Annotated in this window: 11 protein-coding genes and 1 pseudogene; 5 read left to right on the top strand and 7 right to left on the bottom strand. The window is 43.0% G+C overall.

The genetic code is table 11. The features are described from left to right. Window positions 1–21: 21 nt before the first annotated feature. Entirely contained in the window at window positions 22–585 is a 564-nt protein-coding gene (locus RIB93_RS25345) for a Uma2 family endonuclease (RefSeq protein WP_446376865.1), read from the bottom strand. Window positions 586–1362: 777 nt separating this feature from the next. Here RIB93_RS25345 and RIB93_RS25340 point away from each other — a divergent pair. From RIB93_RS25340 to RIB93_RS25330, 3 genes and pseudogenes are all read left to right on the top strand, one after another. Continuing rightward, window positions 1363–5346 carry a magnesium chelatase subunit H gene (locus RIB93_RS25340; RefSeq protein ID WP_446376863.1) on the top strand — a complete coding sequence of 1328 codons (3984 nt, stop codon included), beginning with the start codon at window positions 1363–1365 and terminating at the stop codon, window positions 5344–5346. A gap of 119 nt (window positions 5347–5465) precedes the next feature. After that, window positions 5466–7367, top strand: a complete 1902-nt coding sequence (locus RIB93_RS25335) for a hypothetical protein (protein WP_446376861.1) — start codon at window positions 5466–5468, stop codon at window positions 7365–7367. Further along, a pseudogene (locus RIB93_RS25330) lies at window positions 7337–7532 on the top strand (type II toxin-antitoxin system HicB family antitoxin). The gene RIB93_RS25335 and the pseudogene RIB93_RS25330 overlap by 31 nt, the downstream one beginning before the upstream one ends. Window positions 7533–7583: 51 nt before the next feature. Here RIB93_RS25330 and RIB93_RS25325 read toward each other — a convergent pair. Continuing rightward, a complete protein-coding gene (locus RIB93_RS25325) occupies window positions 7584–7895 on the bottom strand; it encodes a type II toxin-antitoxin system RelE/ParE family toxin (RefSeq protein WP_446376859.1) in 312 nt (103 codons plus the stop codon). Window positions 7896–7903: 8 nt separating this feature from the next. Continuing rightward, window positions 7904–8161: a type II toxin-antitoxin system ParD family antitoxin gene (locus RIB93_RS25320; protein WP_446376857.1), complete on the bottom strand. Its 258-nt coding sequence runs from the start codon at window positions 8159–8161 to the stop codon at window positions 7904–7906. Between the two features lie 342 nt (window positions 8162–8503). Here RIB93_RS25320 and RIB93_RS25315 point away from each other — a divergent pair, with 342 nt between their 5' ends. Continuing rightward, the gene (locus RIB93_RS25315; RefSeq protein ID WP_446376855.1) at window positions 8504–8758 is read left to right on the top strand and encodes a type II toxin-antitoxin system Phd/YefM family antitoxin; all 255 of its coding nucleotides are present in this window, start codon (window positions 8504–8506) and stop codon (window positions 8756–8758) included. Continuing rightward, window positions 8751–9014, top strand: coding sequence for a Txe/YoeB family addiction module toxin (locus RIB93_RS25310; RefSeq protein ID WP_446376853.1), 264 nt, complete (start codon window positions 8751–8753; stop codon window positions 9012–9014). Before RIB93_RS25315 ends, RIB93_RS25310 begins: the two co-directional genes overlap by 8 nt. A 47-nt stretch (window positions 9015–9061) precedes the next feature. Here the strand turns inward: RIB93_RS25310 and RIB93_RS25305 are convergent, their stop codons facing one another. The 4 genes from RIB93_RS25305 to gghA form a co-directional block, all read right to left on the bottom strand. Then, window positions 9062–10195: a hypothetical protein gene (locus tag RIB93_RS25305; RefSeq protein WP_446376851.1), complete on the bottom strand. Its 1134-nt coding sequence runs from the start codon at window positions 10193–10195 to the stop codon at window positions 9062–9064. After that, window positions 10192–11265, bottom strand: coding sequence for a DNA cytosine methyltransferase (locus RIB93_RS25300; RefSeq protein ID WP_446376849.1), 1074 nt, complete (start codon window positions 11263–11265; stop codon window positions 10192–10194). Before RIB93_RS25300 ends, RIB93_RS25305 begins: the two co-directional genes overlap by 4 nt. 166 nt (window positions 11266–11431) lie before the next feature. Next, the gene (locus RIB93_RS25295) at window positions 11432–12826 is read right to left on the bottom strand and encodes an IctB family putative bicarbonate transporter (RefSeq protein ID WP_446376847.1); all 1395 of its coding nucleotides are present in this window, start codon (window positions 12824–12826) and stop codon (window positions 11432–11434) included. A 106-nt stretch (window positions 12827–12932) separates the two neighbouring features. Next, the gene (gene gghA / locus RIB93_RS25290) at window positions 12933–15464 is read right to left on the bottom strand and encodes a glucosylglycerol hydrolase (RefSeq protein WP_446376845.1); all 2532 of its coding nucleotides are present in this window, start codon (window positions 15462–15464) and stop codon (window positions 12933–12935) included. Between the last annotated feature and the right edge of the window lie 176 nt (window positions 15465–15640).

The following is a 15640-nucleotide window of genomic DNA, read 5'->3' as shown; positions in this document are numbered from 1 at the left end:
CTGGGTTGTAAGAGCGATAACTTAACTCAACTCTAAACGAAACCCTGGCAAAACATCCTCCCCTGACAACACCACAGGCATCCCCAGCACCTCCACTTTTTGCCCCTGGCGATAAATTTCCACCTGTTTCTCTTTGGCATTAATCAACCAACCCAACTGCAACCCACTCGCCAAATACTCCTGCATCTTATTCTGTAGCGGCTTTAATCTATCCGTGCGAGAACGTAGTTCAATCAAAAAATCCGGGCAAATCGGTGGAAACCCCTCTCGTTCCTCCTGAGTTAACTCCTTCCACCTTTGCAACTCAACCCAAGCGACATCGGGAGCTCGATCGCCACCTCCGGGTAAACTAAATACAGTCTGAGAGCTAAACACCACTCCTAACTGAGTTTCTTCATTCCAGATTACAACTTTTGCAATCAAACTCGCTTCTTGGCTGCCACTTTCACCACCGATAGGTGTCACAATAATCAATTCTCCATTCGCTGAACGTTCAAGCTGTAAATCGGGATTCGCCTGACACAATTGAACAAACTGTTCTGATGTCAGAGTGGTAATTGGCTCTAAATTCAGTGCCGTTGTCATCGCATTATCTCCTTATCTGGGCAGATATAACCCAGATCACTCAACAACTCACTTGTTAACTTGTCCAAACTTAATATCGGCATTCTTCATCAGTTATACCCTATCTATGGCTCTCTGCCTTTGCGATCGCACTTATTGGTTTAAGAGCCGTGAACTCAAGTTCCGGCTTAAAGCTAAAACCCGTTAAAACGGGTTAAAACGTCTAGTCAGCTTTAGCTGACTTTAGCTATTAGCCGGAAATTTATTTCCCGGCTGACCTTTGTTTGTGTAGCTGCGACTTTCTCCTCGCCATGGCAAAAAGGGATTTACTCCTCCAGTGAAACCTCTGGGAGTCGGGGTTGTATGCACAAGTACCCCCGTTTAGGTGGAAATGCGATCGCATCTAGCCAAGACTACACACCTACGAACCTTGCTGGAGAATCTGTGCATTTTTGTCACTGTATAACAGAAATTATAATGTTATGTATCTACATAAACCCTATTCTGTCTAAGTCTATGACCCTAATTTTGCCCAGCTTGATTTAAGTGTAAAAATTTGTGAATAATATTTAGAGCGAATACTTCAGTAAATGTAAATAAATGTAAAGTAAAGTGAGCAACTTCCTATCGAATTGTGTCAAACAAGGGCGAAAACGCTGCATCGGTCAGCATTTTCTGGTAAAACCACTAAAGTTGCCCTAACTGTAACGCCAAGCCGATTCCAAGGGAAGCCAAGCCAACCTTCCCTGGAACCCTATCAATGAGAAGAGAACACGGATCAAAAGGAGCAAGAACAGCATGTTCACTCACGTCAAGTCCACCATTCGTCACATCACCCCCGATGACCCCCAGAATCGTCATGTACTGAAGGTGGTCTATGTCGTGCTAGAGCCACAGTACCAAAGCGCTTTATCTGCAGCTGTCCGTTCAATTAATCAAAATCAGCCGGATATCGCCATTGAAATCAGTGGCTACTTAATCGAAGAACTCCGCGACGAACAAAACTATCAGGCATTTGAGCAGGATATTGCCCAAGCCAATATCTTTATCGCCTCGCTGATCTTTATTGAAGACTTAGCGGATAAGGTAGTCGCCGCCGTTCAACCCCATCGCGATCGCCTAGATGCAGCGGTGGTATTCCCCTCGATGCCCCAGGTGATGCGCCTGAATAAATTAGGCAGCTTCTCCATGGCACAACTGGGTCAATCCAAGAGTGCGATCGCCCAGTTCATGAAGAAGCGTAAAGAAAAGTCAGGCTCATCCTTCCAAGATGGGATGCTGAAGCTATTGCAGACGCTGCCGAAAGTCCTGAAATATATGCCCATCGATAAGGCACAGGACGCCCGGAACTTTATGCTTTCGTTCCAGTATTGGCTAGGAGGTTCCTCCCAAAACCTGGAAAACTTCCTGTTAATGCTGGCAGATAAATATGTGCTTATGGGAAAAACCCTAGAATTTAAAGATCCGGTGGTTTACCCAGATATGGGTCTCTGGCATCCCCTCTCTACCAAGATGTTTGAGGATGTCAAAGAGTATCTCACCTGGTATAACAATCGCGACGATATCTCCGAGGATTTAAAAGATCCCTTCGCCCCCTGTGTGGGCTTAGTTCTGCAACGTACCCACCTGGTAACCGGGGATGATGCCCATTATGTGGCAATGGTACAGGAACTGGAAGCCATGGGCGCACGAGTTCTGCCCGTGTTTGCTGGGGGATTGGATTTCTCCAAACCTGTGGATGCCTTTTTCTATGATATGCCCACGAGTAAGGGACAAGGAAACGTTACTCTGGTAGATGCGGTGGTGTCTCTGACCGGATTTGCCCTAGTTGGCGGTCCAGCGCGACAAGATCATCCCAAAGCCATAGAATCCTTAAAACGCCTCAACCGTCCCTATATGGTGGCATTGCCCTTAGTCTTCCAAACCACAGAAGAGTGGGAAGGGAGTGACTTGGGACTGCACCCGATTCAGGTAGCCCTGCAAATTGCCATCCCCGAATTAGACGGCGCGATCGAACCGATTATATTATCCGGACGAGATGGCACCACCGGGAAAGCGATCGCACTTCAGGATCGGATTGAAGCCGTGGCAAAGCGGGCGCTGAAATGGGCAAGCCTGCGCCGTAAGCCGAAACTGGCGAAGAAGGTGGCAATTACCGTGTTTAGTTTCCCGCCAGATAAAGGAAATGTGGGAACGGCTGCCTATCTAGATGTCTTCGGGTCGATTTATAAAGTCATGGAAGCCCTGAAGCATAACGGCTACGACGTAGAAGACTTACCCGAATCCGCCGAAGCGCTGATGCAAGACGTGATCCATGACGCCCAGGCACAATATGCCAGTCCCGAACTGAATATTGCCTACCGGATGTCAGTAATGGAGTATGAACGTTTTACCCCTTACTCCACCCGTTTAGAAGAAAACTGGGGTTCACCGCCAGGACATTTAAATAGTGATGGACAAAACCTCCTCATTTATGGTAAGCAATTCGGCAATGTGTTTATTGGTGTCCAGCCCACCTTCGGCTATGAAGGTGATCCGATGCGGCTGCTGTTCTCCCGTTCCGCTAGTCCTCACCACGGGTTTGCCGCTTACTACACCTATTTAGAACATCTCTGGCAAGCGGATGCCGTATTACACTTTGGCACTCACGGGTCATTGGAATTTATGCCCGGTAAGCAGATGGGGATGTCGGGGGATTGTTACCCAGATAATTTAATTGGTTCGATTCCCAATCTCTACTATTACGCCGCCAATAATCCCAGTGAAGCCACGATCGCGAAACGGCGCAGTTACGCCGAAACCATTTCCTACCTCACCCCTCCGGCAGAAAATGCGGGCTTATATAAAGGGTTGAAGGAACTGAATGAATTAATTGGGTCCTATCAAACCCTGAAAGACACCGGACGCGGCGTTCCAATTGTGAACACAATTATGGATAAATGCCGCTTGGTGAATCTGGATCACGATATCGCCTTACCGGAAAAAGACGCCAGTGAACTGACCCCAGAGGAACGGGATACCCTGGTGGGGTTGGTGTACAAAAAGCTGATGGAGATTGAGTCGCGGCTGTTACCCTGTGGGTTACACGTCATTGGTAAACCGCCCACCGCTGAGGAAGCGATCGCGACTTTAGTTAATATTGCCAGTCTGGATCGTCCAGAGGAAGAAATCCTGAGTCTACTGCGAATTATCGCCAACAGCATCAACCGGGATATCGACGAGATTTACCAAAATAATGACCGAGGTGTCTTAGCAGATGTACAGTTGCTGCAAGACATCACCCAAGCCACTCGCGCGGCTGTAGCGGCGTTAGTTCAAGCCCAAACCGATGCCGAGGGGCGGGTGTCCAAGGTGACGAGTCTGAACTTCTTTAATATGCGGAAGCGCACCCCTTGGATAGAAGCATTAATTGATGCGGGGTACTGTCAAGTTGACTCGGATGCAATTAAACCCCTATTTGAGTATCTGGAATTCTGTCTCCAGCAAATTGTCGCCGATAACGAACTTGGGGCGATGCTGAAAGCGTTGGAAGGGGAATATGTGCTTCCTGGACCCGGTGGTGATCCCATCCGCAACCCAGATGTATTACCCACCGGGAAAAATATCCACGCCCTGGACCCCCAATCCATCCCCACCACCGCCGCCGTAAAATCGGCAAAAATCGTCGTAGATCGCTTATTGGCGCGACATCGGGCGGAAAATGGCGGAATTTGGCCCGAAACCATTGCCTGTGTTCTCTGGGGAACCGATAATATCAAAACCTACGGGGAATCCCTGGCACAAATCATGTGGATGGTTGGGGTGAAACCCGTTCCCGATGCGTTAGGGCGAGTGAATAAGTTAGAACTGATTTCTCTAGAAGAATTAGGGCGTCCCCGGGTGGATGTGGTGATTAACTGTTCTGGGGTATTCCGGGATTTGTTTATCAACCAGATGAATCTATTGGATCAAGCTGTGAAAATGGCGGCTGAGGCGGATGAACCTGAGGAGATGAACTTTGTCCGCAAACACGCGGTAAAACAAGCAGAAGATATGGGGATTAATCTGCGTCAAGCGGCGACGCGGGTGTTCTCTAATGCATCGGGTTCCTATGCCTCGAATGTGAATCTGGCGGTGGAGAATAGCACATGGGAAAGCGAATCCGAGTTACAGGATATGTACCTAACCCGGAAATCCTTTGCCTTTAGTGCAGATAATCCGGGAACGATGGAACAGAATCGCCAGATTTTCGAGTCGTCGTTGAAAACAGCGGAGGCGACGTTCCAGAATCTGGATTCCTCAGAGATTAGTCTGACGGATGTGTCTCACTATTTTGATTCTGATCCGACGAAGGTAGTCTCAACCCTGCGTCAAGATGGTAAGACGCCTGCATCCTATATTGCTGATACGACGACAGCAAACGCCCAGGTGCGGACGTTATCGGAGACGGTGCGTTTAGATGCGCGGACGAAGTTACTCAACCCGAAATGGTATGAGGGAATGCTGAGTCACGGCTATGAGGGAGTGCGAGAACTCTCGAAGCGGTTAGTCAATACCATGGGTTGGAGTGCAACGGCTGGCGCGGTGGATAACTGGGTATATGAGGAAGCCAATGAGACGTTTATCCAGGATGAAGCGATGCGTCAGCGGTTGATGAATTTGAACCCTCATTCCTTCCGCAAGGTGGTGTCCACGTTGTTGGAAGTGAATGGACGCGGGTATTGGGAGACGAGTGAGAGTAATTTGCAGATGTTGCGGGAGTTGTATCAGGAGGTCGAGGATCGGATTGAAGGGATTGATTAAATTTTCCTGAAGATTTAGTGTCTTGTAGTCTACACGACATAAGATGCATTCCTATGTCGTGTAGTTTTTTATTGGTCTAATCGACTACTATTTGTCAAAAAAACTTAATAATTATAAAAATGGATTCATATTTCTTCGCATTTTTCTGGGGAATTTGTATTCTTTTATCTCTCATTGGTTGGGGAGCAGTAGTTAATCGTATCCTGTTCCCGAAACACCGTGCTGATTGGGGACAGCTAGCAGCATGGGGTGTCGCATTTAGTATTGTTGTTGGCGGAGTATTAAATGTTACTTGGACTATTTCAAGGACAGTTATTTTGATCTATTTAGGATTGGGATTGATCTATTGGATTTTTGATTTTTACCAAACTAGAAATTCGATAATTGATTCCATATCGAAATATAGGCAAATTTGCGATAAAGACAAAATAGTCTTTCTCTTGAGTACTATTGTTATTTTTATGATTGGAGTTCAATATGCAGGATCTATTTATGCAGATGATTTCAATAATCATGACGACTATCATGCTTATTTTGTATTTCCGAATAAAATGCTCCAAATGGGTTCTATGGGAGCAGATCCTTTCAGTGAAAGGCGATTAATGTCGTCTTTGGGAGGGCAAAGCTTTTTAGATACTTTTACAGTTAGTCTCCTTTCAGAAAGAAGTTTAAATATTATTGATCAAGGATGCGGAACTATAATAATATCATGGTTAATTATAGGATGGTTTATAGAATTAAAAACACCGATTAAAACAAGTTTAATATCTTTAATTACTTTGTTGTGTATTGTTATTGCAATTCCTGATGTCAACATAACGAGTGTTTTAATAGCATCAGCGCTTTTTCTATGTTTATTCAGAACTATTAATTGGTCAAAATTAAAATCTAACTCTTTTATTGCTAAAGGAACAATTATCGCTTTACTTGCAGCGGGTATTTGTGCAACTAAATCAACTATGATTCCTGTGTGTGTTATTCTATTAACACTAAGTTACTGTTTTTATCTGATAAAAGTTGAAAATAAAAAGATAGCTATATATGATATTTTATGGGTTATGAGTTTATCTTTCTTGTTTTTGCTACCATGGATGATATCGATGTATCAATCATCAGGAACTTTATTATATCCCATATTAGGTAAAGGTTATCATGGTTATTTTATTAGCCGATCAAGTGACCTGACACTATTAAAATCTGTTAAGTTGATCAGAGGCGCTGCAATAAGTTTTTCTTTCTTAGCCTGTTATTTGCTGAGTTTTATTATCTGGAGACAATACCGCTACAATCTAATAAATCGCGAATCTCCACTATCTCTTCTAATCAGCGTTTGGATTGGAGCAATCTTAGTAGCATTATCTACTGGATCTCATCGTTTTTCAGCTTCATTTGTTGTTTCAGCAATAATTGCATTAATGATAATAGCTTTAGATAGTCAGAGAAAAGCAACAGAATATAAAGACTATAAATTTCAAACCTCTATGATAATAAGTTTCTTGATGGGGCTTCTAATTGCGAAGTTTGGTTCTCCAGCAATGTATGTTGAATTAGAAAATATCGGAAAAATTAAATCGGGATTAAATCCTTTACCCTTAGTGACAAAAGAAGAAGTTAACTCATACCTTAATATGCAACAATCCATTCCGGAAGGTGAAACAGTTTTAACAAGACTTGAGAAGCCTTTTGTACTTGATTTCAGTCGAAATCAAGTGTTTATAGCCGATTATCCGGGTGCAGCTAGCCTTCCGCCTGGTATGCCCTTTTTTAAGGGAGGTGAAGCCTTAGCTGATTATCTCACATCAAAATCTATTAAATATGTTGCATATTCTTATGCAAACGAAGCTGGATTTCAAAAACAAATATATAAAGATAGGCTTAAACCAGAAATTAATATTTGGATGAGAACCCAAGCTCAACACACTTTTGATTTTCAAGATAATTTAAAGGAGCTTGGTGAAACTAGGACAATAATCTATGATGATGGAGAAAAATTTGTATTAAATTTGTTGCCAAATGGATAGCAAATATTGCCGAAGTGCCAGAATTATCTGGTTGTGCTGCTGATGGCGAAACTTACCAAGAAGCACTGCAAAATGTAGAATTTATTATGCTCCGAGTGGATTGAAACCGCCAACGAGTTAGGGCGTCCGATTCCTGAACCCAAAGGTTGCTTGATGTTCGCTTAATTGATAAAGACTGAAGTGCGATCGCGTTTCTGTGTCGGTGTATGCGATCGCTCAGTCTTGATCATCTTCCACAAATAGCGCCTCTAGATCGCGATAGCCGCCCACTACCCGCATCACCTCGATTCCATTTGGAACCAAACGATAAAAAATTAGATAATCCTCTAACGGTACACTCCGCAAGCCAGGATAGAGTTCATCTCGTTGACGTCCCATTTGGGGGAACTGAGATAGCATCTTGAACTTCCTGTCGATCTTCTCAAGAAAACGCTCTGCCGTTTCAATACTTCCTCTTTGGGCGAGATAGTCCATAATACTCTCTATATCTCGGCTTGCTGTCGGTGTAATTCGGCAAAAATTGCTCATCCATTAGCCTAAGCGCGACGCTTTTGCAATTTCTCTTGCAGCCCAATTATAACGGTTTCTGCATCTAACAATTCGCCTCGTTCAGCCTCTTCAACTCCAACCATAATCTCGCGGCGTAATTCCTCAAACCGTCCTTGATAAAGATTTTCTCGTTCCTGTAGCAGCTTAATACCAGCCAAGAAGACTTCATCATTAGAGGCATACTTGCCGCTAGCAACCTGATTTTTGATAAACTGTTCCAGTTCCGGTGGCAATGTAATTGGCATACTAAAATCAGCCTCAGATTAACCTGCTGCTATTGTAACGCGATCGCGCTTACTTTCAGTTGATGCGATCTTTCCCTGTTCGACGGTAGGGGCGCACCGACGTGCGCCCTTTATTATTGTTGTGCATCCTATATTTAACCAACTATAAAATAACAGCAATACTCATCCTACGAAAAACTCGCGTTGGCGAAGCCTGCTGAAGAAGGAACGTATCGCACAATACCAATCAACAGGCGGTTGCGACGCACAATGCCTTTGAGCTGTATGCTAGGTTTGCCAATTTCTTGCTAGACTCAGAGCAGCTAGGCTATACTTGTACAGTTAAGCAGACAGCTTTTAGGAATGAAAGTCGTAACGTTTACTGAAGCTAGAAATAAACTGAAAGCTATTTTAGATCGAGTGATTAATGATTCTGACTATACTATAATCACTAGACGGGATGCTGATGATGCAGTCGTTATGTCCCTGGAGTATTTCAATAGTTTGCTCGAAACTGTTCATTTGTTAAAATCTCCAGCCAATGCAGCCCACTTAGAACGCTCCATTGCCCAATACAAACGAGGACAGGTAACAGATAAAGACTTATTAGATGAGTAATCGGAAGTTAGCCTGGACTGATGAAGCGTGGGAGGACTATCTTTATTGGCAAAGTCAGGATAAGAAGACTCTTAAGAGGATTAATAAACTGATCAAGGCAACTAAAACGCTTCCCTTTGAGGGGATTGGCAAACCTGAACCTTTGAAAGAAAATTTGTCTGGATTTTGGTCACGTCGTATTGATGATACAAATCGTCTTGTCTACGCGGTCGATGATAATTATCTAACGATTATTTCTTGTCGCTATCATTATTAATACGGTAGGGGCGCAAGGCTTGCGTCCTTTCTCGTGTGTCCATGATATCAGTCGTCTATTTTCTGATCTTCGTAAGAGATATCAAAATGTTTAGATAATATTTCGTTCCACTTAATCTTATGATTAACTTGAAGCTCAGAATCTGATTCTATCAATCTAGAATATTTATTAATAAAATTATCTAGGGAAGTTATCAATCTTAAATAATACCTTAAAGTAGGTATAGTTCCGTTAATAATTACTTGACATCCATATTTTTTTGCTATTTCACTAATTTTAATATCAATTAATTCAGTATCTAAGCTAGAAATATCAGATGATGAAAAAATACAGTATCTTTGTGGGTGGTATTTCACTATTTTTTCTTTAGCTATATGAATCATTTGAATATCAATTTTTTTGCCCTGTTTAATTTCAACAGCTTCAAATAACTTATTGTTTTCATCAAATACTTCAATATCACCTGCACTTCTAGACGTTAGATCAGAAGCTGTATGACTAGCTAAATTTTTTAAGGTACATAATTTATAGCGTTCAACCTCTTCAATCAAAATTTGATAAATTGCATAGAACGCAAGAACTGGAAGTTTAGATGCTCCATGAGTTTTATAATTAAAATTAAAATGCTCTTCTAAACAATCCACTATAACTCTAATATTAAGCCTTGTATTATTTTCTATTTTAGTAATCTCAATTTTATTGAAATTTGTATTTTGGATAACTTGCCCTAAAAGTATTCTCAATACTAACTCTGCTTTTTCAGGATTTTTTTGAACCAAATCTATAAGATTCAGAAATGCTTCTTTAACTGATTTATTACCGATTTTCCCAGGGTAATCAAGAGTGTAAGGTTTAGGTTGTTCAAGGGAGCGGGTTAACCAGCCACTTTCAGCCATTGCAGGAAGCCCTAACTCTTGTAAAGTAGGAGTAATATACTGTGTATCTATATTTCTACCTGAAAAACCTCCTATTTGAGCTTGATGAAATCTAATATCTTGGTTTGGGTTAAGAGTTTTATGTACTAATAAAGTTATTAAAACTGTATAAACTCCTTTTAATCGAGTACAGTTGTTGGCAATCTTGGAAATAAAGTCTTTGTAAGTCTCTGGTATTTCACTTTGAATATCTTCAGCATTGGTGGCTTGTTTATAAACCTGTAATAACTTTTCTTTGTGATTCATAACCGTAATCCCGGTATTTGCAATTGAACAAACTTTTCTTCCTTTTTAGCTATAAAATCATTTCCATTTTCTTCTTCCTGACTCCCAAGAAATATTTGTTCTTTTAATTGATGAGCAATTTCAGCAACCATGGGAATGCAAACCGAATTTCCCACTTGCTTGTAACATTCTCCCAAATTGTTGTGGAGTTTAAAGTTTTCAGGAAAGCCCATAATTCTATAACATTCTTTAATCGTCAATTTGCGAACAGCATTTTCTTTAGGAAGATAAATAAAGAATCGCCCCGAGGTTTCTTGAGAAGGTATTGTAGGATGTATGCCTTCTACTGAATAAATTCTATTGGGTTGATGGTGAACCCTAGATAAATGATGAGTGTTGGGTCTAACTCCTTTTTTCCAAATACTCTTATTATTCCGATATCCTACAAAAATTAATCCCGATTGCTGTTGTTTGGGTTTATCTATTAAGGTATAGCTGTCCGGATCTAAATATTCAAACTTTTCAGAATCGGATAGAAAAATTTTTAATTTTGCTCTAGAATTTATTTTTTTCAATTTATTGAAATTAAATTGTTTGTTTTTGGCAGCAACAATAATGATCCTTTCCCGGTTTTGGGGGACTCCAAAATCTTTAGAATTCAGCAGACTATAATTGACTTTATATCCCAAATCTTCTAAAGAATACAAAATTACATTGAGCGTTCTACCTTTATCTTGATGCATTAAATGTTTTACATTTTCCAGGAGAATAACTGGAGGTTTTTTGGCTGCGATTATTTCACAAATGCGAAAAAATAAAGTACCTCGTGTATCCTGAAAACCTTTTCTTTTGCCACATATACTAAAAGGCTGGCAAGGAAACCCCGCCGTTAAAACATCAAAATCAGGAATACTATTAATGTCTATTTCCCTAATATCACCTGCGGGTTTATCTGAAAAATTATTAAAATATACTTCCTGACATTTGGGATCAATTTCACAAGAATATACACATTTATAGTCCGTTCTTTCAAAGGCAATTCTAAACCCACCAATTCCAGCAAATAAATCAATAAATTTAAGTTTTTCCATCCCTATTTTTCAGCAACTTTGATTCTCTCATTATAAAACATGGTTGCACGTTCTTTATCCAGGATGAAGAAGATGTAGAGACGTTGCATGCAACGTCTCTACATCATGATCGGGGAAAACCGATAACTTGATCACGTATTACATTGTGAAGTGCGGAATGTGGGTACTAGCTATTCTCCACAGCCGTTGAGGTATCCGCTTGAGGCGGCAGATAATAACTGGCAATAATCGCCACCATCAACCACCATACTGTACTCACCTGAGGACGATACCAAACCGTGTCCACTAACCCATGAGACAACATTCCCGCCATGGTTGCGATCGCACCAATTAACCAGAAGCCTTGAACATTCCACCGGGCGCGGAGTCGGTTAATTTGTTGTACACCACGATTCACCGTAACTACGAGTAGCCAGAGAAAGCAAAACAAGCCAATAAAACCCGTTTCAACCGCCACTTCCAAAAAGATAGAATAGGCACTCAATGCGGTATATTTAGGACGTTGGTACAAGGGATAAATCTGATTAAACGCATTGTTTCCCGGACCAATACCAATAATCGGGCGATCGCGAATCATATCAATCACCGCCGCCCATACATTCATTCGGAAATTATTACTACTATCTTCCCGCCCTACAAAAATACTCGCCACTCGCACTCGTACCGGTTCAACAAATAGCACCGCCAGAATAATCACCGCCGCACAACTCCCCAGCATCGCAGGCATTGCCCAAGGACGCCATTTTTCTGGTAATTGGATACTATACCAATACACGACAAGAACGGAGAAGACAAACAGACAGGCGACAAAACCAATCCAGCCGCCGCGACTAAACGTAAGAACCAGACAAGCGGAATTCACCACAAACATGGTTAAAGCTAACGCTTTGGGAAGCCATCTCGTCCAAGCAAACACCGCTGCTAAACTCAACGCCACAGCCGGAATCAAATAACCCGCTAATAGATTTGGATTCCCCAAATAGCTATAAACCCGCGTCAAATCCGCAGACGCCGAATTAGTATCAGTCCAGGTTGCCAACGCTTCTGCGCCAAAAAACCACTGTCGTATCCCGTAAACGCTAACAATTAACGAAATATGCAGGAAAACGCCGATTACCCAAGAACGCAGACGGGTTGATCGGAGTACCCGTGCCATTAACGCAAAGAGTAATAAGTATAGCGTCAGTTTCACCAATCCCTGACGGGCTGCCACTTTCACCGGGGACATGGCTGTGGCAACGGTGGCAATTGACCAATACAGTAACACCAACAGATGAATCGGTGTCACCTGGGGGCGTTCTCTCTCATCCGATACAGTCAGCAGTAGCCAAAACCCCGCACAAGCAATTAACAACACGCCGATGAGGGCAGTAGAGACAAAGGGCGCAACCGCAAACACAATCGCCACAAGCAACGCGCCCAAGGGTTCCGCCCACTGAAGCAGCCAACTCCCCCGCCGCCAAGCTTGCAGCAATCCCACGACGCGATATAAATAGCTAGCGCCGCGCCACTGATAGAAACGTAAATTGGATAGAGTAACCTGTTGCCACACTGAATTCATAGAGTCGTGATTGGTTAATTGTTTCCGATTTAGCACGCGATCGCACCAGTTTGTAGTCAGCGCTTTAGCGCTTGATCCACTAAAGTGGCTACTACGAACATTTCCCTTAACCCACTCGTTCTAACAGTAACGCCTGGGTATCTCGCAACTCAAACGATCGCAGATCACTCACCTCCAATCCTGGAGACGCGATCGCAATCTGCCATTCCTCCAAATCCAGTTGCAGCCAGTCTCCCAGCGTCACCGTAATCGGATCACCACCCATGTGAGACACCATCGCCATCTGATACGGCGTTTCATTCGCCCCCTCCTCTGTAGGTTGACTCCGCAAGCCATAGAAAAGGGTGTAGTTATCCTCACTAATTCGATTAAACCGATCCAACCCCGATAAATTATGACGCAACCAAGGATGATCATGACGGAAACGCCGCAAGGTTAAATTAAACGCCGCTAATTCTGGCACCAAATAGTCCTCATAATTCCACACATTACAAGCTTGGTGCATATCTTCCATAAACGCCCTAGCAAATACCTTCAGCTTTCCGACATCCAACTCCGTCAACACCTGGGATTTTTCCGGTACATTCAGCTTCTGTAATTGCGCCGCTGATTTCCGCTGCGTTGCTTCCTGTTTAACTTCCTCTTTTTCTGACTCCGCCCCCAGATAACGCTGACATAAACTTGCCACTTCTTCTAAATCGTAATTCGTTTCTTCAATAGCGTCATAAAGTCCGCGCATAAACTGACGTAATTCATCAATTTTGCGGAACCCCATTTGCTTTAGCCGGGGAAAAATCGTCTCTTGGTCATTATAAACATACTTTTCCACCTGCCAATCCAAAAATCCCGCTTCTTCCGATGCTACTTTTACTCCATAGCGATCATCAGTATTGCGGAAAAAGCCCCAGGCGGCTTCCATGGTGCAGTTAATAAAGTCCATCGGTAAACCCGGACTAAATCCATACACCCATAACGTCACGGCAGGATTATTATACGCCGTATTCAAAACTTCCGGTAAGGTTTTACCCAAATTCCAATTAATGGGTAATCCGGGTTCGACTTGCGTACCTCGGCGTAACGTATCATGGTTTCCACACCCAGTAATCCAGTTTTCGCCCACCTGCATCACATCACAGACGCGACGCCATTTCTTATCCCAAAACTTCTGCAAACCAGGGGTATTGTGGGCAAAAATTAATGGACTCCACTGAAACGCATCGGGCATAAATTCAACAATATCCCGATAAGTAGAAATCTCTTCCCACCCTTCAGCGGGCCACGGGCGTCCATCCTCAAAAATAGCAAAGAGTTGCCGCTTATTTGACCCAATGTCTTGCACCACTTCGCCCATATCTTTTAGGTAGGCATCGTCATATTCCACCCGCCCGGATAGGGGGTTAAAAAACTTGAAATCCTGGGCACCATCTACGCGAATCCCATCCACGCCAAAATTATTTTTCCGCCGCTGCATTTCCAACAAAATAGCCCGCACAACGGGGTTTTGATGGTTTACATCTTGACCGTACATATTTGGTCCCTTGAGGAAGCGTCCATTCAGGACATCTGATGCCTGGTTATCGGCATGACCATAAACAATATCAAAGATGACTTGAATCGGACCGCTGGGGAAGGTGTGGAGGGTACTAATAAACTCAACTAATTCATCCGGGCGCAAGGTTTCTAGAACAGAAGGATTGGTAGCTGAAGACCCAAAAATAACGATATCATAACCCCAGTTTTGGATATCCGGTTTTTTCAGCGTGATTTTAATGTCCTCAGTTTCGTAATCTACCTGTTCGGTTTCGGGGTCAATTTCATCCAAGTCATCTTCATTGAAGATAAAAAACCCTTGTCCCAAATCATGTTCGATGCGATATTCTACCGTGAGTTCAATGGGGAGAAGTTGCACCGCGTCATAGCCGATGTAGCATTGTTCGGCTGGGGTTAAAGCGTCATTGGCGTTGATTTTTTCCGCAATCCGTTGATAGATGCGGGTTAATCCTGCCAGTGTCCCTTCTTTAGCGGCGGTGGTGATATGAATTTGCAAAATATTACGGGGTGGATGAACGCGAATAATCCCGGATTCATCCTTGTCCCCTTGACCGAAATACTCCAAGTCGCTGCGTTTTTCTTGTAACTGATTCAGGTCATAGAGTTCGGCGGGGGCGTAGACACCGTAAGGTAAGGAATAGGCTAAAACATCGCCAATGGTTTGGATTTCATTCTGAAAATCTAAGTATTTTAGCCAATAGAAGGAACCTATCTGGTCTTTGGTTCCGGGACGCATTCCGGAAACGACGCCCCAGAAATATTCGCCTTGTTTTTCCAGTTGCAGGTGTTCCCGATGAACTTTTACCTTTTGGTTGGGTAAGGTGGGGTCAATTTTGTTAAGCGGGGTGAGAATTTCCAGATAAATGTTCTTGGGTTGGAACATATCTGCCCCTAATTCCGGTGCCCAGAAGCCTATTTCTGTGAGTCCATCGGCACGGTAATGGGCACCGATGCGGGTGGCTAATGTTTTGGCTTTGTGGAATATTGTTTCATCAGATTGTTGAACGCTATCTGCCCAATCTAGGAGTTTTTGGGTTTCGTCGGCGATTAAGGTGATGGGTGTTCTTTTGGTTGCAATTTTTGTCATGTTTCCCTGTTAATCAACAAAAGATTTGTTTTTGTCCCTTAAGCGGTGGCAGAATTTTTCAACGCAGAGGGACGCAGAGGTTCGCGCAGAGGGGCGCAGAGGGTTTTGGGGTAAGGATGCATGGCTGTGCGCCCACTGTCTGCTAATTATGTTCGCGAACTTTTCCTATTTTTACG

It is taken from the genome of Coleofasciculus sp. D1-CHI-01 (assembly GCF_040218875.1).
Classification (GTDB): domain Bacteria; phylum Cyanobacteriota; class Cyanobacteriia; order Cyanobacteriales; family Coleofasciculaceae; genus Coleofasciculus.
This window is presented reverse-complemented; position numbering and strand designations above follow the sequence as displayed.